Raw genomic sequence first — 22,591 nt, 5'->3', positions numbered from 1 at the left:
CGCTGGCTTAGAGTAGGGCGAGATCGGTGGCCATTTTGCGGCCATCGCGCCCTTCGGTCAGCTCAAAGCTCACCTTCTGGTCATCCGCCAGCCCCGTCAGGCCTGACTGTTCGACCGCGGAAATATGAACGAAAATGTCGTTTCCGCCGTCCTCGGGTGCGATGAACCCGTACCCCTTTGTGGTGTTGAACCATTTCACGGTGCCTGTTGGCATAATATCCGTGCCTCCTTTGCTTTGACGTCTTTGCCCGAGGGCAAAATGGCGAAAGCGGTTGAAGTGCTTGCCGCCATAGGGAAAAGATCGCGCAGTCTTTGAAAAAATCAAGCGATCGATGGTTAAAGCTTTCTCGTACGCCTTCGGTTCCAAGCACTTTGGGAGAAATGAAATGCGGGTTTATGGGCTGAAAAACTGCGATAGCTGCCGCAAGGCTATGAAGGCGTTGCCGGGCGCGGAACTGGTCGATGTCCGGGCGGAGGGTGTGCCGGAGGACGTCTTGAATCGCGCTTATGCACAGTTCGGGGATGCTCTGCTAAACACCCGTTCGACCACCTGGCGCGGGTTGGATGACAGCACACGAAGCGCGCCTCCGCTGGAACTGATCAAGGCGCATCCCGCGGTGATGAAGCGACCTCTGATCGAAGCTAACGACCAGTTATTTATCAGCTGGAACAAAGAGGTAGAAGGAAAAGTTAAAGCGATGCTTTAACTGCGACGATCTGTGAGCCGGTCTAGGGCCAATGGCCCGGCACCTCGGATCACGAGTACGATCAGTAGGAATACCCAGAAGGCGCGCTGATCGAGAATTGGCGCATCGGCAAAGCGGTCGAACCATGCGCCAAGGGCACTCGCCTGACCGTGACCGTAGATGTCGGTCAGCGACTGCATGATGACAAAGCCGATCATAGCGAGCGCTGCCAAACGGGTCAGCAGGCCGATGACGATCAGAAGCGGCAAGATAAATTCCGCAACAGTTCCCGCGACCACGACAAGCCAGTGAAACATGTTCATCGCGTCGCTGTCATAGCCCACCGCTTCAAAGGCGCGGGGGAAGATTTGGGCGTAGGCGCCCGTGGAGGGGGATAGAAACCCCAGCACCCCGTCGCCCAGTTTGGTGAGCCCCGAGTTGAGGTAATAGACCAGCAGCACGCCAGCAAAGACGAGCCGCGCGAGGGTGGGTATCAGCCAGTCGGCGGCTTCAAATCGCGCGGTCGCTCTGCGGTAGGTTTGGGAAATCTGCATCATGATGGCGTCTCCAGAGAAATGTCGCAGAACGCCCCGGTGCTCAGGGCGAGAGAAAGCGCGGCAGCGAGGTCGAAACCGTCAAATCGCACGACGGTGGCTTCATGCGCCGCACCGAAAGACGCGCCCTCGACCAGTTGCCCAAGCCAGAACCCGGCGCCGGAGGGCAGCAGGTGGGGGACAGGATCAAAACCCGGGCGCGTGATCAATACGTCCTGCGCCTCGGGCCGGGGTTTGGGGGCGTCGTCAGTAAAGTTAAAGCGCCAGATGTCGAAGAGCGGGTAGCGCGAGCAAAGGATGCGTGTCGCGGGAGCGAGGCGCAGTCGCACGTTGAGCAGCGCATCCGGGGCAAGGGACTGGATCGCCTGCGGGTCAAGCTGGGGGGCATCTGCGGCATGATAGGAGGCACGCAGGACGAGATCGAGCCGTGCGGCATCGGGCAGATAGCCGATATGCTGCAGGGGGGCGAAATCGGCCAAAAAATCGGGCAGGTCATCGCCGTAGTGCATCATCATCGGTGTTTTCGGCGGATGCGCCCGAACATAGAGCGGGGCCAGCGCCGCGAAATTTCGAGCGCCGATCAGCTTGCGCAGCAGCGGAAAGGCTGTCTCCAACGCGGCAATGAGGGAATGGGTGACGTTGTTGCGGTAGACACCGTAGCGCGCCCCTGCCGGCTGTCCCTGACCGTCGCGCAGGCCTTGAGGCACGGGCAGTTCCGGGTCCAGCAATCCGGCGCGAAACGCACGTTGGTCCGTCACGTCAGCACCAGCGCCGCCCGCTCGGCCTCGGCCCGCAGCACCGGCCAATCCGGCACGTCGTTGTCCCATTCGACCAGCACCGGTTTCGGCCCGGTTTGGGCCAGCGTGTAGGAGAGCAAGTCCCAGACGGGATCAACGACCGGCTTACCGTGACTGTCGATCAGCAGGGGCGCGCCATGGTCATCGGTATCCGCGTCATGGCCGCCGACATGGATCTCGCCCACGTGCTCGGTGGGGAAGGCGTCGATATAGGCTTGCGCCGAAAGTCCAAGGTTGTTGGCGGAGATGAAGACGTTATTCACGTCGAGCAGCAACCCACAGGAGGTGCGCTGCACCAGTTCAGCCAAAAATTCGGTTTCCGACAGGGTGGATTCGTCGAAGGCGAGGTAGCTGGACGGGTTTTCCAGCAGCATCTGACGGCCTATGGCCTGTTGCACTTCGTCTATATGCGCGGCTACTCGGACAAGGGTCTGGTCGGTATAGGGCAGCGGCAGCAGGTCGTTAAGATATTCCGCGCCATGGGTGGACCATGCGAGATGTTCCGAAAATGATGCAGGCTGCACGCGGTCGCAGAGACGTTTCAGCCGGGCAAGGTGATCCGCATCAAGCGGGCCCTCGCCGCCAATCGACAGGCCGACGCCATGTACCGAAAGCGCGAATTTTTCTTGTAGGGCGGCAAGTTGCGCCAGTGGTCGGCCTCCGTCTCCCATGAAGTTCTCGGCATGAACCTCGACCCAGCGGACCGTGCCGGGATCGGCCATCAGTGCTTCGAAGTGCTGGGCTTTGAACCCGACACCGGGAGCGTTCGGTAGTGTGTTGATCGGGGGGGCATCATCGCGCATGGGGGCCTCCGGCAGGTTGCGGGGCGGGGTCCGGGCGGTCTGGACCGCCCGGTATGGTTCAGATCACGCCGGCAGGTCGCGATCAAGCGGCTCAAGCGAGCCTTGGCGCTCGGTGCCATCTGCCATTTCGGGCAAGTCCATCTCGGTGCAGGTGCCTTCATCGACAAGGGTCCATGCGTTGCCTTGGTAGTCCTTAACGGAGGTGCCGGCGCAGGTGGTGCCCGGCCCAGCGGCGCAGTCGTTTTCACCGGCGAGCGAGACGCCGTAGCATTTCTCTTGCGAGGCGGCCTGAACGGCGGTGGCATGGGTCGACATCGCCGCAGCGACGGCTCCGGCAATGGCAGCGGTCTTTAGTGTGTTGGACATGTTCTGTCTTCCTCTCCTGTTGGTTGGCTTGGATGGGCTAACTAGAGCAGGCTCTCTGTTCACAAGCTATTCACGAGCCAGTGTGTCACGGATGCGTTAAGAAAACCGCCCAAAAGTGGGGGATTTTGCCGGGTTCCAGCGCTGGAACCCGGGTTTTGTTACAGAATGGGGGGAAGGGCGTGCCACGCAAGCCCGGATTCAAGCCGCAGGCGCCGGGCCATCGCCTGCCCGCCCGGACGGGCAGACGATTGAGCGAGGCTGGGTTCGACACTGAGGACGCACATCATGGCTGAGCCATAAAGTGGCACGAAGAACCGTCACATCGCCCACCCGCGGGCACGCGATGGCCCTCCGTTCCTCAACGCAGATCGGGCGGGGTCGCCTCCAGCGCCAGTTCCCCGGTCAGCGCTTCGAGCGGCTGCACCGAAGTCTGCTTCTGCCCAAGACGCCGGACCGACACAGTACGCTCCTCGACCTCACGCCCGCCCACGGCCAAGATCACCGGCACTTTGCCGACCGAATGCTCACGGACCTTGTAGTTGATCTTCTCATTGCGCATGTCGGCCTCGGCGCGAACGCCTGCGGCTTTCAGGGTCTCGACCACTTCGGCAACATAGTCATCCGCTTCAGATGTAATCGACGCCACGACAACCTGACGCGGGGCGAGCCAGAAGGGCAGCTTGCCCGCGTGCTCTTCGATCAGGATGCCGATGAAGCGCTCGAAAGAGCCAAGCGTCGCGCGGTGCAGCATCACGGGGTGGTGTTTGCCCCCATCCGCGCCAATATAGGTGGCGTCCAGACGTTCAGGCAGGACAAAATCCACCTGATGGGTGCCACATTGCCAGTCGCGGCCAATGGCGTCGGTCAGCACGAACTCCAGCTTGGGGCCGTAAAACGCGCCTTCGCCGGGATTCAATTCCGGCTCGATCCCGGCCTTGCGGGTGGCCGACAACAGCGCAGCCTCGGCTTTGTCCCAAACCTCATCCGAACCGGAGCGTGTCTCGGGCCGGTCGGAGAACTTCACCTTGAAGTTCTCAAAGCCCAGATCGCGGTACATGGAGCTGAGGAAATCGATATAGACGGCGGTTTCGCTCTCGATCTGATCCTCGGAGCAGAAGATATGTCCGTCATCCTGGGTAAAGCCCCGCACCCGCATGATGCCGTGCAAGGCGCCCGACGGCTCGTAGCGTGCGCAGGAGCCGAACTCGGCCATGCGCAGCGGCAGGTCGCGGTAGGATTTCAGGCCTTGGTTGAAAATCTGCACGTGGCAGGGACAGTTCATCGGTTTAAGCGCGTTCACCGCCTTCTCGCGGGCGTGTTCCTCGTCCACTTCGACGATGAACATGTTCTCTTGGTACTTCTCCCAGTGGCCCGAGGCTTCCCATAGCTTGCGGTCCACGACCTGCGGGGTGTTCACCTCGACATAGCCGCCTTGGCGCTGCTTGCGGCGCACGAAGTCTTGCAACTCGGTGTAGATGCGCCAGCCGTTAGGGTGCCAGAAGATCTGGCCGGGGGCTTCTTCCTGCATGTGAAACAGGTCCATTTCGCGGCCCAGCTTGCGGTGGTCGCGTTTGGCGGCTTCTTCAAGCATGTTCAGATGGGCGCGCAGCTTTTCCTTGCCGGTGAAAGCGACGCCGTAGATGCGTTGCAACATGGCGCGGTCACTGTCACCGCGCCAATAGGCGCCCGCGATGGACATCAGTTTGAAGGCATCGCCCGGCACTTGCCCGGTGTGTTGCAGGTGTGGCCCACGGCAGAGGTCTTGCCAGTCGCCATGCCAATACATCCGCAGCGGCTCGTCGCCGGGAATGGAGTTGATCAACTCGACCTTATAAGGCTCGCCGTTGTCCTCATAATGTTTGATCGCACGGTCGCGGTCCCAGACCTCGGTGCGGACGGGGTCGCGTTTGTTGATGATCTCTTTCATCTTCTTTTCGATCACGCCGAGGTCTTCGGGGGTGAAGGGCTCTTTGCGGTCGAAGTCGTAATACCAGCCGTCTTTGATCACCGGGCCGATGGTAACTTTGGTGTCAGGCCAGATTTCCTGCACGGCGCGGGCCATGATGTGGGCCAGATCGTGGCGCACCAATTCGTTGGCCTGTTCTTCGTCGGCCATGGTGTGGATCGCGATGTCGGCATCTGCCTCGATCGGCCACGCCAGATCGTAATGCGCGCCGTTGACGGTGGCGCTGATGGCCTTTTTGCCCAGCGATTTAGAGATGTCGGCAGCCACTTCGCCCGCGGTGATACCGGCGTCATATTGGCGGCTGTTGCCATCGGGAAGGGTGAGGGAGATTTGGGCCATCAGGGGCGCTCCTCGTCGGTTTGGCGCCTACGAGACGCCCGGTTGCGGGTTTGGTTCGCGCTTGTTTGGCCGCGTGGGGGCGGCTTGTCAATGCGGGTGGGGCGGGGAAACTGGCCTGAGGCTACCTGCGCGCTATGTCAGGGCAGGACGATGAGGGACATGACAGATGCAAGATGACACGGTGCAACGCGCTTTCGCAACGATTTCGGGGGCCGACGAACTGGCACCGGGGTTGGAGGATGAGGCCCAGCAGGCAGAGGCGCGCAACGGGCTGCGCCATATCGTGTCGTTGTCGATGACCAAGGTGGCAGACGGGCTGATTGATCCCAAGCTGGTGCTGGCATGGCTGCTGAGCGCGCTTGGCGCACCGGCGGTCTTTGCGGGCGCATTGGTGCCGGTGCGCGAGGCCGGGTCGCTGCTGCCACAGATCGCGCTGGCGGGCATGGTGCAACGTATGGCGCGGCGCAAATGGGCTTGGGTTTGGGGCTCGGTCGGGCAGGGGGTGGCGGCCGCGCTGATCGCGCTGGCGGCCTTATCGCTTGAGGGCGCGGCGGCTGGCTACGCGGTGATCGCGGCGCTGGCGGTCTTGGCGGTTTGCCGAGCGGCCTGTTCGGTGTCGTTCAAGGAGATTTTGGGCAAAACGGTGGGCAAGACCCGGCGCGGCTCGGTGACGGGGTTGGCAGGGTCGGCGTCCTCGGTCGGCGTGGTGATCTTTGCGGGCCTCCTGATGTCCGGCGTGTTTCAGAGCCGCGGCGTGGTGATCGCGGCGATTGCGCTCGCAGCGGGGCTGTGGATCGCGGCGGCACTGTTGTTCTCGACCATTGAGGAAAGCCCGAGCGAGACTGAGAACAGCAAAGGTGTCGATTTCGCGCTCCTTAAAGGCAACCGCGACCTGTGGCTTTTCATTCTGGTGCGGGGGCTTTTGGTCTCTACTGCGCTGGCGCCGCCCTATCTGGTAGTACTGGCCGGATCGTCCGAGAGCGGGCAACTGGGGCAGTTAGGGGCGCTGGTCCTGGCCTCCGCGCTGGCGTCTTTGGTCAGCTCCTACGTTTGGGGGCGGCTATCGGATATGTCGAGCCGTCGGGTTCTGATGCTGACCGGGGTGGTCGGGACGCTGGCAATGGTGCTGGCGGTGGCGCTGTGGTTCATGGGGCTGGCCGAGGCGGTTTGGGCGATGCCCGGCGTGCTCTTCATTCTGATGATCGCCTATCACGGCGTGCGGCAGGGACGCTCGACCTATCTGGTCGACATGGCGCCAAAGGACAACCGCGCCGCCTATGCTGCGGTGAGCAATACGGTGATCGGGTTGCTCTTGCTCTTAGCCGGGGTGCTCGGCGGTGGAGCGGCTTTGATCGGGCCGCAGGCGACCTTGATGCTCTTTGCCGTCATGGCGGCGGCTGCCGCGGTCACGGCGCATTGGTTGCCCGAGGTCGAGCATCTGGGCGACGGCTGACTTGCCCTTGCCCGCGCCGCCTTGCATGATTGGCCCAAAGACGGAGGCATCATGGCAGAGACCCAATTCATCGACACGCCCCAAGGGCGGCGCATTGCGTATCATTACACCGAAGGGCAGGGGCCTTGTGTGGTTTTCCTCGGCGGGCTGAAGTCCGACATGATGGGCACCAAGGCGGTCTTTCTCGAAGACTGGGCGCAGCGCGAAGGGCGGGCCTTTTTGCGGTTCGACTATTCCGGCCATGGGGAATCGTCTGGCAGTTTTACCGAAGGCTGTATTGGCGATTGGCATGAGGACACGCTGGCGGCGGTTGAGCAGTTGACGGAGGGGCCGCTGGTCATCGTTGGCTCTTCGATGGGCGGCTGGCAAGCGCTGCTACTGGCGCGGGCGATGCCGGAGCGGATCGCCGGGCTGGTGGGCATCGCTGCTGCACCTGACTTCACTGAGGACGGCTATTGGGCAAATTTCTCCGAAGGCCAAAAGCAGATCTTGGCCGAAGTCGGACAGGTAGAACTGCCCTCGGACTATATGGAGCCTTATATCATCACCAAGCGCATGATCGAAGATGGCCGCGACAGGCTGGTGCTGCGCACGCCGCTCGATTTGCCGTTTCCGGTGCGCCTCTTGCAAGGCACGGCAGACACTGCCGTCAGTACCGCCACTGCGGTGAAGTTGCTGGACCATGCGCAAAGCCCCGACATGCGGCTGACCTTGGTGAAGGACGCGGACCATCGGTTTTCCGACGAGACCTGTTTGGCGCTCATTACCGATGCGGTGAAGGATGTGTCGGGCGGTAGGTAGCGCGGAACCGCCGATGGGCCGGCGGCTCATGTAGGGTGTTGACCGCGCGTGCTAGAGCAGCGCCAAGTGAAGGAGACTGCATGAGACACCATTTGCCTAAATCCGCGTTCCCCTTTGAAAGCCGCACCCATGGCTGAGCCACTTGTCCTTCTTCCCGGCATGATGTGCGACGCGCGCGTATTCACCCCGCAGGTCGCGGCCCTTTCGGGAGAGACCACGGTGGTTCTGGCCCCGGTGACCCAAGGCGAGCGTATCGAAGAGATTGCTTCGGGTTTGTTGGACCAATTGCCACCGCGTTTTGCGCTGGCAGGGCAGGGAATGGGCGGTGTGGTCGCTCTCGAATTGCTGCGGCGCGCGCCAGACCGGGTTAGCCGGATCGCGCTATTGGCCACGCAAGTTCTTCAGGAACTCCCCGCCATTGCTGCCGACCGTGAACCCCAGATCATAGCAGCGCAATCTGGGCGGTTGACTGAAGTTCTCCAAAATCGTCTGACGTCGGGATTTCTAGCGCCGGGGCCACAGCGTAATGACGTTTTGGCGCTTGCCATGCAGATGGCAGAAGGTCTCGGGTCGGAGGTCTTTGTGCACCAATCCCGTGCGCTCCAGCGGAGACGGGATCAGCAGACAACACTGCGCAAATGCAAAGTTCCGGCGATGGTGCTTTGCGGGGAACATGACACGATCTGCCCGGTCAAACGTCACAGCTTTATGGCTGAACTCATTCCCTACGCCCAACTGCGTGTGCTGGAAAATGCCGGCCATTTGCCGAGCCTTGAGCAACCGGAGGCCACCACTGCCGCGTTACGCGACTGGATGCAGCAGCCTCTGGTTCTTCAGTAAAAGGCGCAGCCTTAGGCTGCGGCCGTCTTGCGCTGCGCTTTAGGTTTACTGTCACCATTGTTCGCGTCGATGAAATCGAGCACCAGCGGTCGAATGTTATTGCGCCAGCTTTTGCCTGCGAAAATACCGTAATGGCCCGCGCCGTCTTCGAGGTGGCTGGCCTTTTTGGAATCCGGCAGGCCGGTGAGCAGATCCAGCGCCGCGATACATTGACCGGGGGCCGAGATGTCATCCTTGCTGCCTTCAACGGTTTTGACCGCCACGGTGGTGATCTTGCCAATGTCGACCTGACGGCCTGCCACGGTAAAGACATTGCGCGCGATGTCGCGCTCCTTGAACACGCGCTCTACAGTTGAAAGATAGAACTCCGCCGGCATGTCCATCACGGAGAGGTATTCATCGTAGAACTTATTGTGCTTGTCGTGCTCATGCGCCGCTTTTTGCGCCACGCGGGTGATCTGATTGGCGAAGGCATCGCGGTGGGTGTCGTTGTTCATCGAGATGAAAGACGCAAGCTGCAGCAGGCCGGGATAGACCTTGCGGCCCACGCCCGCGTATTTGAAGCCGACGCGCTGGATCATCAATTGCTCAAGCTGACCCATGGTGACGCTATGACCAAAGTCCGTCACATCCGTGGGCGCGGCATTCGGGTCGATCGGACCGCCGATCAGCGTTAGGCTGCGGGGCTGTGCGGCTGGGTCTTCCTCGGCTAGATAGGCCGTGGCGGCCAGCGCCAGAGGGGCGGGCTGGCACACTGCGATCACATGGGTGTCGGGCCCAAGCTCGCGCATGAAATCAACCAGATAGAGGGTATAATCCTCGATATCGAATTTGCCTGCACTAACTGGAATATCGCGGGCGTTATGCCAGTCTGTCACATAGACGTCGCAATCAGGGAGCAGGGAGATCACAGTGGACCGCAGGAGGGTGGCATAGTGACCGGACATCGGTGCAACCAGCAAAACCTTGCGGCCTGTGTCTTTGCGCCCCTGCACGGTGAACCGCAGCAGATCACCAAAAGGACGCTCGAGCACCGGCTCGATGCTGACAAGGCAGTCCTGCCCGTTAGGGCCGACCACCGGGGGGATGTTCCAATCCGGCTTTGCGACCATACGGGCAAAGCTACGTTCGGTCACTTCGCCCCAAGCCGCGAGCCATTCCATCGCAGGGTTTGGAAACATGGAGAAAGCGGGGTAGGATGCCATGGCAAGCGCAGAGGCGCCGAGCCATTGATTGGTGTTCCGAATGGACTCCATCATGTCGTAGGTGGCCATATAGCGCATGGGGGGCTCCTTGATGCTGCACCTGCGAAGATAGGAGGTAAAGGTTAAGATGACAACAGAATCCACCACTTCAGATCCTACGGAGGCGGCTGCGCTGACGCGAATGGCGCAAAACTTGAAGAAAGTTGAGGAGTTAACCGAGCGGCTGACGCGTGTGTTGACCTCACGTAAAGGGCATCAGCCGGCGCTCGATGCGCCCAATCAGGAGCTGTTTGCAAAGGCAGCACAGTCCTATTGGTCTGAGGCGATGACCAACCCTGCGCGTCTGATGGAGCATCAGATGGGCTATTGGGCCAAATCGGTCACCCATTTCGTGGAAACACAGCAGGCGCTGGCTAAGGGCGATTTCGCCGCACCGCAGGATGAGGCGCCCCAAGACAAGCGTTTTGCCAATCCGCTGTGGCAGACGCACCCTTATTTCAGCTTCATCAAGCAACAATACCTCATCAACGCAGAGGCCCTGCGCCAGGCGGTGGAAGACGCCGCTGACATGGACCCGGCTGAGAAGAACCGGTTGGTCTATTTCACTCAACAGATCATCGCGATGATGTCGCCAACAAACTTTCTCGCCACCAATCCGGACGCGCTGGAACGTGCGGTAGAGACAGAGGGCGAAAGCCTCGTCAAAGGCTTGGAGAATATGATCTCTGACCTTGAGGCTAACAATGGTGAGTTGGTGGTCAAACTGGCAGACGACAGTGCGTTCGAACTGGGCCGCAACATCGCCACCACGCCGGGCAAAGTGGTATTCCGCAACCGCATGTTCGAGTTGATCCAATACACGCCCAGCACGGATGAAGTTCATAAGACCCCGCTGCTGATCTTCCCGCCTTGGATCAACAAATACTACATTCTCGATCTCAAACCTCAGAACAGCCTCGTGAAATGGCTGGTCGATCAAGGTCACACCCTGTTTGTGGTGTCATGGATCAACCCGGACGCCAGCTATGCCGATGTCGGCATGGAGGAGTACGTCGAAGAGGGTTATCTCGCCGCGATCGAAGAGGTGAAGGCGATTACCCATGAAAAACGTGTCAACGTTGTGGGCTATTGCATCGCAGGGACGACGCTGGCGCTAACTCTGTCGCTGCTCAAACAACGCGGCGATACGTCGATCAAATCCGCAACCTTCTTTACCGCGCTCACTGATTTCTCCGATCAAGGCGAATTCCAGCCCTTCCTCACCAATGACTTTATTGACGGGATTGAGGCCGAAACGGCGGACAAGGGCATCCTGCCGTCGGTGGTCATGGCGCGAACCTTTTCCTTCCTGCGCTCGCATGACCTCGTCTACGGCCCTGCGGTGCGCAGCTATATGATGGGGGAAACCCCGCCGGCCTTCGATCTGCTCTATTGGAACGGGGACGGGGCCAACCTGCCGGGGCGCATGGCGATGGAGTATCTGCGCGGGCTTTGTCAGCGCAATGAGCTGGCCGAGGGCGGCTTTGACCTGCTCGGTCATCATCTGGAATTGGGCGACATCGATGTACCGCTCTGCGCCGTGGCCTGTGAGACCGATCACATCGCCCCATGGAAAGACTGCTTCTGCGGGGTGCAGAAGATGGGGTCGGACGACAAGACCTTTATCATGACCCAATCCGGCCATATCGCCGGCATCGTCAATCCGCCGACCCGGAACAAATACGGGCACTACGTGAACGGCGATCTGGCGCAGGACCATGCAGCATGGCTGGAGGCCGCCAAGTTCCACGAAGGCTCCTGGTGGCCGCGTTGGGGCAAGTGGCTGAAGAAGCGTGCGGGAGCGCAAGTGCCGGCTCGATTCCCCGGTGACGGCGGGCGTGAAATCTTGGCAGACGCGCCAGGGGAGTATGTTGCGCGCAAGGCAAGCGGTTGATCTAGCAGCACATTTTTGGTGAGTAAAGGTTTATGCTGCAATGCAGAAAAAAACCTTGAAATGCTGCGATGCGGCATCTATATTGTGGTCAGACGCGAAACGAGTGGGTCCTTCTCCCGCTCCCCTGCAAATGCAGTAACAAAGGATAGAGAAATGACCAACACACCTGATATGACCGCGATGTTCAAAGACGTCCTGGGCGCTTTCCCGATGGATAACTCCGCTATGAAAGACGCATTCAAAAACACAGCAACTCTGAACGAGAAGCTGTCGAGCGTTGCTTTCGACGCGGCTGACAAATCCGCCGACATCTCCTCGGCTTGGACCAAAGACACGCTGACACGCCTCACAGCGATGACAGCAGCCAAGAACGAGCCAACCGACTACGCCAAAGCGATGACCGAGTTCGCTTCCGCTTCCGCAGAAGCCGCTGCCGAGCACATGGCCGCTTTCGCTGAAGTTGCGAAAAAGGTTCAGATGGACACTGTTGAGCTGATGATGGCCGCAGGCAAAGACATGCAGACCGAAGCAACCGCAGCCGCGACCAAGACTGCCGAAAAGGCACAGGCCGCGACGCAGAAACCTGCTTCCAAGTAAGCCGCCACGCGGCGCAGCCGCGATGGTTCTAAATTAAAAGAGGGGCGGGTCCGAATGGGCCTGCCCCTTTTGTCATGCGCCCTTTCTATTTGCCGATCCCTGTCCTAAGCTGCGGCGCAGCACCACTGGCCGGGAGGAATATCGTGGCGGAAAAACCGAAGCCCTTGCTCATCAAACGCTATGCCAGCCGCAGGCTCTACAACACCGAAACCAGCGACTATGTCACGCTGGAAGACATCGCCGGTTTCATCCGCGATGGCCGCGAAGTGCAGATTGTCGATCTGAAGTCCGGCGACGACCTGACCCGTCAATATCTGTTGCAAATCATCGCTGAACACGAAAGCCGCGGGGAAGCCGTACTGCCGGTTGATGTGCTCACCGACCTCGTGCGCAGCTATATGTCCGGCAATGTTTCAGTTGTGCCACAGTTCCTGCAGGCGTCTTTTGACATGCTGCGCGATGGCCAGAGCAAGGTTGTCGAGAACATGAGCGCCATGAACCCGATGGCCAAGATGCCCGGCATGGAAGCGATGCAAGCGCAGCAAGAAGCCTTTATGAAAGCGATGACCGGCGGTTGGGCCAAATCCACCTCGCCCGATAAATCCCAGTCACAGCCTGAAAAGGGCGATGACCTCGACGCAATCAAAAAGCAATTGGCCGAATTGCAGGACAAGCTCTCGAAAATGAGCTGAACCTCCCCTCTTTTTGGCCAAAAATACTTGCGGGGGAGTTTGAGGGGGCCAAGGGCCCCCTCAATTCTTTGAAAAGATTAGGCTGCTTTGGCCTCAGAAACCTCGGCCAATACCTGCAAAATCACATCCGCCACCGCGTCGATCTCCTTAGGCGTCAACTGCACAGGCAGGCGCACATCACAGGCGCGCATCAGCATGGCGCGGGTGCGCGGCAGGTCCGGTAGGTCTTCGATAAACTGCCAGTTCCAAAAAGCGCGCGCGTTGTCGGTGCTTTGACCAAAGACCTGCACTTTCACACCCGCGACCGCAGCCGCTTCGGCAAAGGCGCGGATCGTCGCGTCTGACAGGCCAACCAGATTGAACTGGATCGAATCCGGCGCACGGGTCTCTCCGGGCAGGGGGGCGGGCACGTCGATCAGGGGCGAGGCCGAGAGCCGTGCGGCCATGTGATCGTGATTGCGCAGCCCATCTGCGACGCGGCGCGGCAGATGCGGCAGTTGCGGGCGGATGATTGCGGCAGACAAGTTCGACATGCGAAGATTGTAAAGCGGCAGCTTGTTCTGCCATTTGGCAAAGCTGTCCTGCAGGGCACTGTGTTTCTTCCAATTGTGCTCATAGGCGCCCGACATGATAATCGCCCGGGCCACCAGATCAGCGTCGTCGGTTATCAAGATGCCGCCTTCGCCCGCGTTGATCATCTTGTAGGACTGGAAGGAAAAACAACCGATATCGCCAATCGTACCGATCTTGCGCCCGTGCCAAAGCGTGCCGAGCGAATGGGCGGCGTCTTCGATCACCGGCACGCCCGCGTCGCGGCAGAGCGTCATGATTGCGTTCATGTCCGACGTATGCCCGCGCATATGGCTGATGATGACGGCCTCGACACCCGGCAGTTTGGCCGCAAAGTCTTTCAGGTCAACGCGGTAATTTTCGCCGACTTCGCAGAGTACCGGTTTGCAGCCTGCGTGGATCACCGCGGAGGGCACGGCCGCAAATGTGAAGCCCGGAATCAGCACCCGCGCGTCTTTCGGCAGGTCCAGCGCCAGCAGCGACAGGAACAGCGCGGCAGAGCAGGAAGACACCGCTAGCGCGTATTTGCTGCCCATCATTCGGGCAAACTCGTCCTCAAGCAGCGACACTGGCGCGTCCTTCGCGGCGGTGTAGCGGAACAGGTCGCCGCTTTGCAGCAGGTCCGCAATGGCGGCTTCGGCCTCAGCGGGGATCGGTTCGGCCTTATGCATGTCGGGCAGTGCCATATTTCAAAATCCTGAATAGTGGTTTCCAGAATTGTAAAACAATCAAAGCGGCGCACCAAGCGATTTCGCGTTGGGATTAGAGCCCGAGACGGTCCCGCGTTGCGTACCAGAGCATCGCCAGCGCCAGCAGCGGGCTGCGCATGGAGGGGCCGCCGGGGAAGGGTGTGGCGGGGATCGCGGCCATCGTGTCGAACCCGTCGGTCTCGCCCTCAATCGCCTTGGCCATGAGGTAGCCCGCGTGGGTCGCGGTGCCGACGCCGTGGCCGGAGTAACCTGAAGCGGAGAGGATATTTGGTGCAACCCGCGCCACATAGGGCAGGCGTTTCATGGTGATGCCCAAGGTGCCGCCCCATGCATAGTCGATCTGTACGTCCTTCAACTGCGGAAAGACCTGCGACATCGGCTTGCGCACCTTGGCAGCGATGTCTTGCGGGAAGCGGTAGCCGTAGCTTTCGCCGCCGCCAAAGAGCAGCCGTCCGTCATGCGACAGACGGAAATAATTGACGACAAAGCGGCTGTCGGCCACGGCCACATCACGCGGCAGCACGTCTTTCACACGCTCGCCAAGCGGTTCGGTCGCAGCGATGAAATTGTTGATCGGCATGACCTTTGCCGCCACTTCGCCGTTCAGGGTGCCAAGGTAGCCATTGCAGGCCAAGACAACATGCTCAGCGCTCACACTGCCGACGGAGGTCTGCACCAGTGGGCGCTTGCCTTCAACGATGTTATGCGCGGGGCTGGCCTCATGGATCCGCACACCGGCCTCTGCCGCCGCGCGGGCAAGGCCAAGCGCATAGTTCAGCGGGTGCAGATGCGCCGCGCCCATGTCGAGGAGACCACCCTTGTAGTCGGGCGAGCGGCAGACGGATTGCAGCGCTTCATGGTCGAGCGCCGTGATCTCGTCATAGCCGTAGTGTTTCTGCAGATGCTCTGCGTAGTCGTGCAGATGCCGTACCTGTGCATCGGTAGACCCTGTCCAAGCCACGCCAGGCTTCAGGTGACAATCGATGTTGTGCTTCTGGATCAGCTCTTTGACCAGTGCCTTGGCTTCTTCGCCCATGTCCCAAAGCCGCGCCGCATGTTCGGGGCGCAGCATCTTTTCCAGCGCATCCTGCTCCACGCGCTGGCCCGAGCCAAGCTGCCCGCCATTGCGCCCGGAGGCGCCAAAGCCCACCCGCTGTGCGTCAATCAGCACCACATCGCGCCCGGCTTCGGCCAAATGCAGCGCCGCCGACAGGCCGGTATAACCGCCGCCCACGACGCAGACATCGGCCTTCACATCGCCTTGCAGCGGAGGGTAGGCCTCATGCGGGGTGGCGGTCGCGGCGTACCAGCTGGCCGGGTATTGGCCAGGGGCATCATTGGCGTAAAGCAGGTTCACATGGGCCTCCGAGGGTCAAACGTTCATCAGCAGATGTTCACGTTCCCAAGGCGAAATGACCTGTAGGAACTCATCATATTCTGCACGTTTCACTATAGAGTAGACTCGGGCGAAATTTGGGCCGAGCACCTCATGCAGGTCATTTGCTTCTTCAAAGACATCAAGCGCTTGGCCGAGCACGCGGGGGATGTCGCCTTCGCCCTCATAGGCATCGCCCTTGAACTCGGCCGAGGGGGCTTTCTTCTCCATCAGGCCAAGGTAGCCGCAGGCGAGGCTGGCGGCGATCCCGAGGTACGGGTTGCAGTCCATCCCAGCGAGACGGTTCTCCACGCGACGCGATTTCGGCCCCGAAAGCGGCACCCGGATACCCGTGGTGCGGTTGTCACGGCCCCATTCGAGGTTGATCGGCGCGGCGTGGTCTTTGACGTAGCGGCGGTAGGAGTTCACGTAGGGCGCAATCACCGCGAGCGCGCTTGGCATGTGGTTCTGCAATCCAGCAATGAAATGCATGAAGGCGTCGGTTTCGGACCCTTCTTCGCCCGCAAAGATATTCTCGCCCGTTGTCGTATCCAGCACCGAATGGTGGATGTGCATGGCGCTGCCCGGCTCGTCGGCGATGGGTTTGGCCATGAAGGTCGCGTAGCATTCATGGCGCATTGCGGCTTCGCGGATCAGGCGTTTGAAGTAGAAGACCTCATCCGCCAGCTTCACCGGATCGCCATGTTGCAGGTTGATCTCAAGCTGACCCGCGCCGCCCTCTTGGGTAATGCCGTCGATCTCGAAGCCCTGTGCTTCGGCAAAGTCATAGATGTCATCGATCACCGGGCCGAATTCATCCACGGCGGTCATCGAATAGGCCTGACGTGCGGCGGCGGGGCGACCAGAGCGGCCCATCATCGGCTGAATTTCCTTGGCCGGATCAATGTTGCGGGCCACGAGGAAGAACTCCATCTCCGGCGCCACCACCGGCTCCCACCCCTGATCGCGGTAAAGCTGCACCACGCGTTTCAGCACGTTGCGCGGGGAGTAGGGCACCGGCTCATTGTTTCGGTCAAAGGCGTCGTGGATCACCTGCAAGGTCCAGTCGCCCGTCCAAGGCGCGGCGGTGGCGGTGCTCATGTCCGGACGCAGGATCATGTCTTTTTCGATGAAACCATCGTCGCCCGCGGCCTCACCCCATTCGCCGGTGATGGTCTGGTAGAAAATGCTGTCGGGCAGGTGGAAGTAATCCTGCCGCGCGAATTTGGAGGCGGGCACCGCCTTGCCCCGTGCGATGCCGGGCAGGTCGGGGATGATACATTCGACTTCGTCGAGCCTGCGGCCCTCAAGATAGGCGCGCGCCGCTTCGGGAAGCCCTTCTGTCCATTCGTTGGCCATCAGGCCCTCTCTTTCCTGTTTTCTTTGAAGAATGTCGCCATTTTGTCGGCGATCTTGTCGTTATCAATCGGCCCGCCAAGTGCGGCGCTGGCCTGTTCCAACTGGTGGTCCGGCACCACGCCTTTGCCCCGGGTGCGGATCAGACCGTCGATGAAGTCATGGCCAAACTCGGGGTGCGGCTGCACCGTCCAGATGCGATTGTCATAGGCGAGCGCGGCATAGGCGCAGAAGTCGGATGAGGCCACCACCTCGGCCCCTTCGGGCAGTTCGACAATCTGGTCCTGATGCCAGGCATTGAGGGCAAGCTTTTCGCCCTCCATGTCATATTCGGTGCGTCCGATGGACCAGCCGTTGGCGAATTTCTCGACCCGCCCGCCAAGCGCCTGCGCGATGATCTGGTGGCCAAAGCAGATGCCCACCATCGGGCGGCCTTCGGCATAGGTGTCGCGGATGAAATCCTCAAGCGGGGGGATCCAGTCGTGGTCCTCATAAGCGCCATGTTTCGAGCCGGTGATGAGCCAGCCGTCTGCTTGGGTCACCGCCTCGGGCAAGATGCCGTCGACGACCGAGAAGATCTCGAAGTCGAAACCGTGGCCGTCGAGCAGTTTGGTGAACATTTCGCCATAGTCGCCCAACTCCTTGCGGAAATTGTCAGGCGAATGGCCGGTTTGCAATATGCCGATTTTCATGGGGTCACCTGTTACACGGTGTCGAGATAGATCTCGACCTGTTCCTGCGGGGTCAGTTCCTGCATGTAATGCAGTTCTTGCCGTTTGGTCAGCACGAAGTTGCGCACCATTTCCGGCGCAAAGATACGCGCGACATGGGGGCAGGCCTCAAACAGATCAATCGCGGTTTTCCAGTCGCTGGGCATCTGCGGCAGGTCGGCGGCATAGGCGTTGCCGGTGATCGGCTCTGGCGGCTCCAGCCCGTCTTCGATGCCGTTAATCGCAGCGCCTAGAACAGCGGCCAGCATCAAATAGGGGTTCACATCGCCGCCCGAGACCCGGTGCTCAATCCGCCGCGCCTTGTGGCTGCCCGAGGGGATGCGGATCGCGGCGGTGCGGTTTTCATAGGCCCAGCAGACGCCGGTGGGGGCATGGGCGCCGGGCACCATCCGGTCAAAACTATTGGCATGGGGGCAGAAGACCAGCGCCGAGCCCTCCATCGCGGACATACAGCCCGCCACCGCATGGCGCATCATGTCGGTGCCGCGCGGGCCGCCGTCGTCAAAGACGTTGTCGCCGTTCTCATCCAGCACCGAGAAATGCGTGTGCAGGCCGGAGCCGGAGTAATCCTCGTAAGGCTTTGCCATGAAGCTCGCGGCAAAGCCGTGGCGGCGGGCGAGGCCTTTGACCAGCATCTTGAAGAGCCACGCATCGTCAGCGGCGCGCAGGGCGTCGTCGCAATGCATCAGGTTGATCTCGAACTGTCCCAGACCCGCCTCGGAAATCGCGGTGTCGGCGGGAATGTCCATCTCTTCGCAGGCGTCATAGAGATCGGTGAAGAAGAGGTCGAACTGGTCCAACGCCCGGATCGACATGGTCTCAGCCGCTTTGCGGCGTTTGTTGGAGCGGGGCGAGATCGGCACCTGAAGGTTGCGGCCCGAATCGTCGATCAGGAAGAATTCCAACTCCACCGCGCAAACCGGCGTCAGTCCGCGCGCTTTATAGCGGTCGAGTACGGCGCGCAGGGCATGGCGCGGGTCGCCGGGGTAGGGGCGGCCGTCTTCGCGGAACATCCAAATGGGCAGCAGGGCCGAGGGCGCGTCGAGCCAGGGCATCGGCATAAAGCCCCGTTCGGTGGGTTTCAGCACCCCGTCCGCATCGCCGCTCTCGAACACCAGCGGGCTGTCGTCGATATCCTCGCCCCAAATGTCGAGGTTCAGCACCGAGATCGGGAAGCGGGTGCCTTCTTGGGTCACCTTGTCGGCGAAACGCACGGGAATGCGCTTGCCGCGGGCCTGTCCGTTCAGGTCAGCCGCCGCCACGCGAATGGTGCGGACTTGGGGATGTTTGCGTAGCCAATTGTTCATACGTCACCTGCAAGGGCGGTGGGCATGTCTTGGGGCCATCTGCCATAGGGGCAATAGCGGTCGACGCCCACGCGCCGGATAATTTGATCAAATACTTGGTACTACCGGATCAGATTAGGACGCAAGCGAATTTTACGGCGTTGTGCCTGCGGTAGGTGGCGGTTGAGCCGGGAATTGATCAAACCGAAAACCCCAATGATGCAGAGCGTCAGCAGAATGAAATAGCCCGCAAGGATCGGGTAAGGCACGAAGGGGTTGAAGGTTTTGTCAGCAAAATAGCTGGCGTAATAGAGCGCGTCGCCGCGTTGCTGCCAGGCCGGGAAACCGCTGAAAAACACCAGTGTCGTGGCGTGAAACAGGAAGATCGCCTCGTTGGTGTAGGCGGGCCATGCAAGCCGCAACGAGGTCGGCCAGATCACCCGGCGAAAGCGCGACCAGCCCGAGAGACCGTAGGCGTCCGCCGCCTCGACATCGCCCTTGGGGATTGACTGCAACGCGCCGTAAAAGATTTCGCCCGAATATGCGGCAGTGTTGAGAAAGAGCACGATGAGCGCGCCGAGCCATGCCGCGGTAAAGGGGGCAAAGAAGGCGTATTCGGACTTCAGCGACAGGAACAGGAAGTAGCCAAAGAAGAACTGGATAAAGAGCGGCGAGCCGCGGAAGATGAAGATGAACCACTCTGCCGGTTTGCGGAACCACGGGTTCGCACTGGCTTTGCCGACGCCCAGTGCGGTGGCAAAGAAGAACCCCACCAGCAGCGCGATGACGCCAAAGTAGATGTTCCACAGCAGGCCCGAGCCGATCAGCGTGAACTGCTCGCAGAGCGTGAACCCTTCGCGCGGGAGCAGCCTTTCGCCATAGCCCAGCGAGCGCAGCCCGTAGTCCTGAATGGTCTGAAGACAGCTCATGCGCCGGCCCTCCGCTGGGCTTCGCCGCCGGTGGTGGCTTGGCCGCGTGTCAGTCGTTTCATCAAGCGGTCCAGCGCCACTTCGGAGATGCGGGTGAAGAGGAGGTAGAAGACCAGCAGCGCCAAGAAATACCACATGCGGTAGTCGGGATGCGGATAGTCGGTAAAGCGCGGGGTCTTGGTGCCGCCCAATTCACGCGCCCAATAGACGATGTCTTCGACGCCCAACAAAAACAACAGCGGCGTGGCCTTGATCAGCACCATCCACAGGTTGCTCAGGCCGGGCAGGGCATAGACCCACATCTGCGGCACCAGCACCCGCCAAAAGGTCTGGCGGTGCGACATGCCGTAGGCCTCGGCCGTTTCAAGCTGCGGGCGCGGCACGGCGCGCATGGCGCCAAAGAGGACATTGGCGGCAAAGGCGCCGAAGACGAGGGCAAAGGTGAAGACGGCAAGGGCGAAACCGTAGGTCTCATGCACCCATTGCGCGGCATTGCCCAAGGGCATTTTGGCGGCTTGGCAGACCACAAAGTCGCTGCCCTGGCGGATCGGCATGTCCCAATCCGCGCAGAGCACCTTGTGGCGCAGGTATTCGATGCCTTGGTCCAACGCGATGACGAAAAACAGGAAAAAAGCGATATCGGGCACACCACGCACCAGCGCGATATAACCCTTGCCGACCCAGCTCAGCGGCGCAAAACGCGCCCGCGCCAGCATCGCCCCGCCAAAGCCAAAGGCCAGCGCCACAGGGGCCGTCACGGCGAGCAGCAGCAAGACCTTGAGAAAGGACATGTAGAACGACATATGGACGCCGGTTGTCAGGTAACAGGCGGTCCAGAACCAGTCGTCCAGGATCGATGGGTCAGTGCAGAAAGAGAACATATGCCCCCATGGGCTAAGCCGCGCGCGGGGCCCGCGCAGGGAAAGTCAGGCGCGCCGGATTGGGGCGCGCCTGAGGTTAGATCACTCGTAGGTGGTGGTGTCGTCGCCGAACCACTTTTTCAGCATGGTGTTCAGCGAGCCGTCTTCTTTCATCTCGGTGATGACAGCGTCAAAAGTGTCGCGCAGTTCGGTGTCGGACTGGCGCAGACCCATGCCGATACCCCCGCCGAGCGGCACATCTTCACCGACAAACATCAGCTCACCGCCGGATTCCTCGACGATTGGCACGAGGTAGTCTTTGTCAGCAAAGACCGCATCCGCTTCGCCATTGCGCACTGCGGCAACGGTCTCTTCAGGTGTCGCGAATTCGATCAGCGTGGCACCGCTTTCGGCCACATAACCGGCCTGAATGGTCGCGGTCTGGCCAGCAACAACGCCGCCTTCCAGATCAGCTTCTTCCGACGCCGCAACATAGGCGGAGGCGGTCGGCGGATAGTAGTTCTGAGTGAAGGCGATGACCTCCTTACGCTCATCGGTGATGCTCATGCCGGCCATGATGGTGTCATAGTTGCCCGACACGAGGTTGGGGATGATGCTGTCCCAGTCGTTCTTGACCCATTCGCAGGTCAGCTCGGCGCGTTTGCACAGCTCGTCGCCCAGTTCGCGCTCAAACCCGTCAACTTCGCCGGCGTCGTTAATGAAGTTATAGGGGGGGTAGGCGCCCTCGGTGCCCATGCGGATGGTCTTGCCATGGCTTTCGGCCAGAGCCATGCCGGCCGTGAGGCTGAGTGCGGCTGTCGCCAGTAGGATTTTTTTCATTTGGTTGCTCCCTTTGGTTTTTATTTACGCAGGCTGGGTTGCCGATAGGAACCCACGCAGACGTTCCGATTTGGGCGCGCCGAAGAGTTCTTCGGGCGTCCCTTGTTCTTCGATCAGACCTTTGTGCAGGAACACGACATGGTCGCTGACGTCGGCGGCCAGTTTCATGTCATGGGTCACGATGACCATCGTGCGTCCCTCTGCGGCGAGGTCTTTGATAACTTTGACGACTTCCTGCTCCAACTCGGGGTCAAGCGCGCTGGTCGGCTCATCAAAGAGCAGCGCCTCAGGCTCCATGCAAAGCGCGCGGGCAATCGCAGCGCGCTGTTGCTGGCCACCGGAAAGCTGGGCGGGGTAGGCGTCACATTTGTCGCCAATGCCGACCTTTTCAAGATAGCCGCGCGCGGCGGTTTCGACCTCGGCACGGTCGCGGCCCAGCACGGTCAGCGGGGCTTCCATGACGTTTTGGAGGATCGACATATGCGCCCAGAGATTGAACTGTTGGAACACCATCGACAGATTCGTGCGGATGCGCAGCACCTGTTTGGCATCTGCGGGGCAACGGTAGTGGCCATCGCCCTTCCAGCGCACCGGCTCACCCTTAAAGATCACCTCGCCCTGCTGGCTGTCTTCTAGCAAGTTGCAGCAACGCAGCAGCGTGGATTTGCCAGAGCCGGACGACCCGATCAGCGAGATCACATGGCCGCGCGGCGCGGTGAGGTCGACCCCTTTGAGAACCTCCAGAGCGCCATAGGCTTTGTGCAGGTTCTTGATCTGAATAACCGGAGTATCTGTTGTCACGGAAGCGGTCGCCAATCTGTCGTTTCAGTGCGCTATAAAGCGACAAATCTCCGATGATTGCAACGTGGTTTCCGTTGTGTGGAGAGGGGAAATGGTTGACC

At 60.6% G+C, this 22,591-nt stretch carries 23 protein-coding genes; 7 read left to right on the top strand and 16 right to left on the bottom strand.

All coding sequences use genetic code 11. From position 1 onward, the window contains the following. Nucleotides 1-7: 7 nt before the first annotated feature. Nucleotides 8-214: a cold-shock protein gene (locus BLS57_RS04995; protein ID WP_093739783.1), complete on the bottom strand. Its 207-nt coding sequence runs from the start codon at nt 212-214 to the stop codon at nt 8-10. Between the two features lie 172 nt (nt 215-386). On the opposite strand from BLS57_RS04995, the gene BLS57_RS04990 reads away from it, so the two are divergent. Continuing rightward, nucleotides 387-707: an ArsC/Spx/MgsR family protein gene (locus BLS57_RS04990; RefSeq protein ID WP_093739781.1), complete on the top strand. Its 321-nt coding sequence runs from the start codon at nt 387-389 to the stop codon at nt 705-707. Here BLS57_RS04990 and BLS57_RS04985 read toward each other — a convergent pair. The 5 genes from BLS57_RS04985 to thrS all read right to left on the bottom strand — a co-directional run bounded on the left by BLS57_RS04985 (nt 704) and on the right by thrS (nt 5,511). Next, on the bottom strand, nt 704-1,243 hold the full coding sequence (locus BLS57_RS04985; RefSeq protein WP_093739779.1) for a DoxX family protein: 540 nt from the start codon (nt 1,241-1,243) through the stop codon (nt 704-706). The genes BLS57_RS04990 and BLS57_RS04985 overlap by 4 nt on opposite strands. Then, nucleotides 1,240-1,998, bottom strand: coding sequence for an HvfC/BufC N-terminal domain-containing protein (locus tag BLS57_RS04980; RefSeq protein WP_244153598.1), 759 nt, complete (start codon nt 1,996-1,998; stop codon nt 1,240-1,242). Before BLS57_RS04980 ends, BLS57_RS04985 begins: the two co-directional genes overlap by 4 nt. Further along, a complete protein-coding gene (bufB, locus tag BLS57_RS04975; RefSeq protein WP_093739777.1) occupies nt 1,995-2,840 on the bottom strand; it encodes an MNIO family bufferin maturase in 846 nt (281 codons plus the stop codon). The genes BLS57_RS04980 and bufB overlap by 4 nt, the downstream gene beginning before the upstream one ends. Before the next feature lie 63 nt (nt 2,841-2,903). Continuing rightward, nucleotides 2,904-3,206 carry a BufA1 family periplasmic bufferin-type metallophore gene (locus BLS57_RS04970; RefSeq protein ID WP_093739775.1) on the bottom strand — a complete coding sequence of 101 codons (303 nt, stop codon included), beginning with the start codon at nt 3,204-3,206 and terminating at the stop codon, nt 2,904-2,906. Nucleotides 3,207-3,564: 358 nt separating this feature from the next. Beyond that, nucleotides 3,565-5,511, bottom strand: a complete 1,947-nt coding sequence (gene thrS / locus BLS57_RS04965) for a threonine--tRNA ligase (RefSeq protein WP_093739773.1) — start codon at nt 5,509-5,511, stop codon at nt 3,565-3,567. 166 nt (nt 5,512-5,677) lie between these two features. On the opposite strand from thrS, the gene BLS57_RS04960 reads away from it, so the two are divergent. From BLS57_RS04960 to BLS57_RS04950, 3 genes are all read left to right on the top strand, one after another. After that, complete coding sequence (locus BLS57_RS04960) at nt 5,678-6,964, top strand: MFS transporter (protein WP_093739771.1); 1,287 nt, start codon at nt 5,678-5,680, stop codon at nt 6,962-6,964. Nucleotides 6,965-7,015: 51 nt separating this feature from the next. After that, entirely contained in the window at nt 7,016-7,765 is a 750-nt protein-coding gene (locus tag BLS57_RS04955; RefSeq protein ID WP_093739769.1) for an alpha/beta fold hydrolase, read from the top strand. A gap of 129 nt (nt 7,766-7,894) precedes the next feature. Next, a complete protein-coding gene (locus BLS57_RS04950) occupies nt 7,895-8,605 on the top strand; it encodes an alpha/beta fold hydrolase (protein WP_093739767.1) in 711 nt (236 codons plus the stop codon). A gap of 11 nt (nt 8,606-8,616) precedes the next feature. Here the strand turns inward: BLS57_RS04950 and phaZ are convergent, their stop codons facing one another. Further along, complete coding sequence (gene phaZ, locus BLS57_RS04945) at nt 8,617-9,888, bottom strand: polyhydroxyalkanoate depolymerase (protein ID WP_093739765.1); 1,272 nt, start codon at nt 9,886-9,888, stop codon at nt 8,617-8,619. A 49-nt stretch (nt 9,889-9,937) separates the two neighbouring features. Here phaZ and BLS57_RS04940 point away from each other — a divergent pair, with 49 nt between their 5' ends. From BLS57_RS04940 to phaR, 3 genes are all read left to right on the top strand, one after another. Further along, nucleotides 9,938-11,743, top strand: a complete 1,806-nt coding sequence (locus tag BLS57_RS04940) for a PHA/PHB synthase family protein (protein WP_093739763.1) — start codon at nt 9,938-9,940, stop codon at nt 11,741-11,743. Nucleotides 11,744-11,896: 153 nt separating this feature from the next. Then, the gene (locus BLS57_RS04935; protein WP_093739761.1) at nt 11,897-12,340 is read left to right on the top strand and encodes a phasin family protein; all 444 of its coding nucleotides are present in this window, start codon (nt 11,897-11,899) and stop codon (nt 12,338-12,340) included. 143 nt (nt 12,341-12,483) lie between these two features. After that, nucleotides 12,484-13,032, top strand: a complete 549-nt coding sequence (gene phaR / locus BLS57_RS04930) for a polyhydroxyalkanoate synthesis repressor PhaR (RefSeq protein ID WP_093740336.1) — start codon at nt 12,484-12,486, stop codon at nt 13,030-13,032. Nucleotides 13,033-13,109: 77 nt separating this feature from the next. On the opposite strand, the gene BLS57_RS04925 is transcribed toward phaR, so the two are convergent. The 9 genes from BLS57_RS04925 to BLS57_RS04885 form a co-directional block, all read right to left on the bottom strand. Beyond that, complete coding sequence (locus BLS57_RS04925) at nt 13,110-14,288, bottom strand: DegT/DnrJ/EryC1/StrS family aminotransferase (protein ID WP_093739759.1); 1,179 nt, start codon at nt 14,286-14,288, stop codon at nt 13,110-13,112. A gap of 76 nt (nt 14,289-14,364) precedes the next feature. Next, entirely contained in the window at nt 14,365-15,669 is a 1,305-nt protein-coding gene (locus tag BLS57_RS04920; RefSeq protein ID WP_093739757.1) for an NAD(P)/FAD-dependent oxidoreductase, read from the bottom strand. Between the two features lie 15 nt (nt 15,670-15,684). After that, the gene (locus BLS57_RS04915; RefSeq protein ID WP_093739755.1) at nt 15,685-17,046 is read right to left on the bottom strand and encodes a glutamine synthetase family protein; all 1,362 of its coding nucleotides are present in this window, start codon (nt 17,044-17,046) and stop codon (nt 15,685-15,687) included. Beyond that, nucleotides 17,046-17,735 carry a type 1 glutamine amidotransferase gene (locus BLS57_RS04910; protein ID WP_093739753.1) on the bottom strand — a complete coding sequence of 230 codons (690 nt, stop codon included), beginning with the start codon at nt 17,733-17,735 and terminating at the stop codon, nt 17,046-17,048. The genes BLS57_RS04915 and BLS57_RS04910 overlap by 1 nt, the downstream gene beginning before the upstream one ends. Nucleotides 17,736-17,746: 11 nt before the next feature. Beyond that, entirely contained in the window at nt 17,747-19,081 is a 1,335-nt protein-coding gene (locus BLS57_RS04905; RefSeq protein WP_093739751.1) for a glutamine synthetase family protein, read from the bottom strand. A 101-nt stretch (nt 19,082-19,182) separates the two neighbouring features. After that, the gene (locus BLS57_RS04900) at nt 19,183-19,989 is read right to left on the bottom strand and encodes an ABC transporter permease (protein ID WP_093739749.1); all 807 of its coding nucleotides are present in this window, start codon (nt 19,987-19,989) and stop codon (nt 19,183-19,185) included. Beyond that, the gene (locus BLS57_RS04895) at nt 19,986-20,870 is read right to left on the bottom strand and encodes an ABC transporter permease (RefSeq protein WP_093739747.1); all 885 of its coding nucleotides are present in this window, start codon (nt 20,868-20,870) and stop codon (nt 19,986-19,988) included. The genes BLS57_RS04900 and BLS57_RS04895 overlap by 4 nt, the downstream gene beginning before the upstream one ends. Before the next feature lie 81 nt (nt 20,871-20,951). Next, a complete protein-coding gene (locus BLS57_RS04890) occupies nt 20,952-21,689 on the bottom strand; it encodes a transporter substrate-binding domain-containing protein (protein ID WP_093739745.1) in 738 nt (245 codons plus the stop codon). Nucleotides 21,690-21,713: 24 nt separating this feature from the next. Beyond that, nucleotides 21,714-22,490, bottom strand: coding sequence for an ABC transporter ATP-binding protein (locus BLS57_RS04885; RefSeq protein WP_093740334.1), 777 nt, complete (start codon nt 22,488-22,490; stop codon nt 21,714-21,716). Nucleotides 22,491-22,591: the final 101 nt, after the last annotated feature.

This window comes from Sulfitobacter delicatus (assembly GCF_900102535.1).
Classification (GTDB): Bacteria; Pseudomonadota; Alphaproteobacteria; order Rhodobacterales; family Rhodobacteraceae; genus Sulfitobacter; species Sulfitobacter delicatus.
This window is presented reverse-complemented; position numbering and strand designations above follow the sequence as displayed.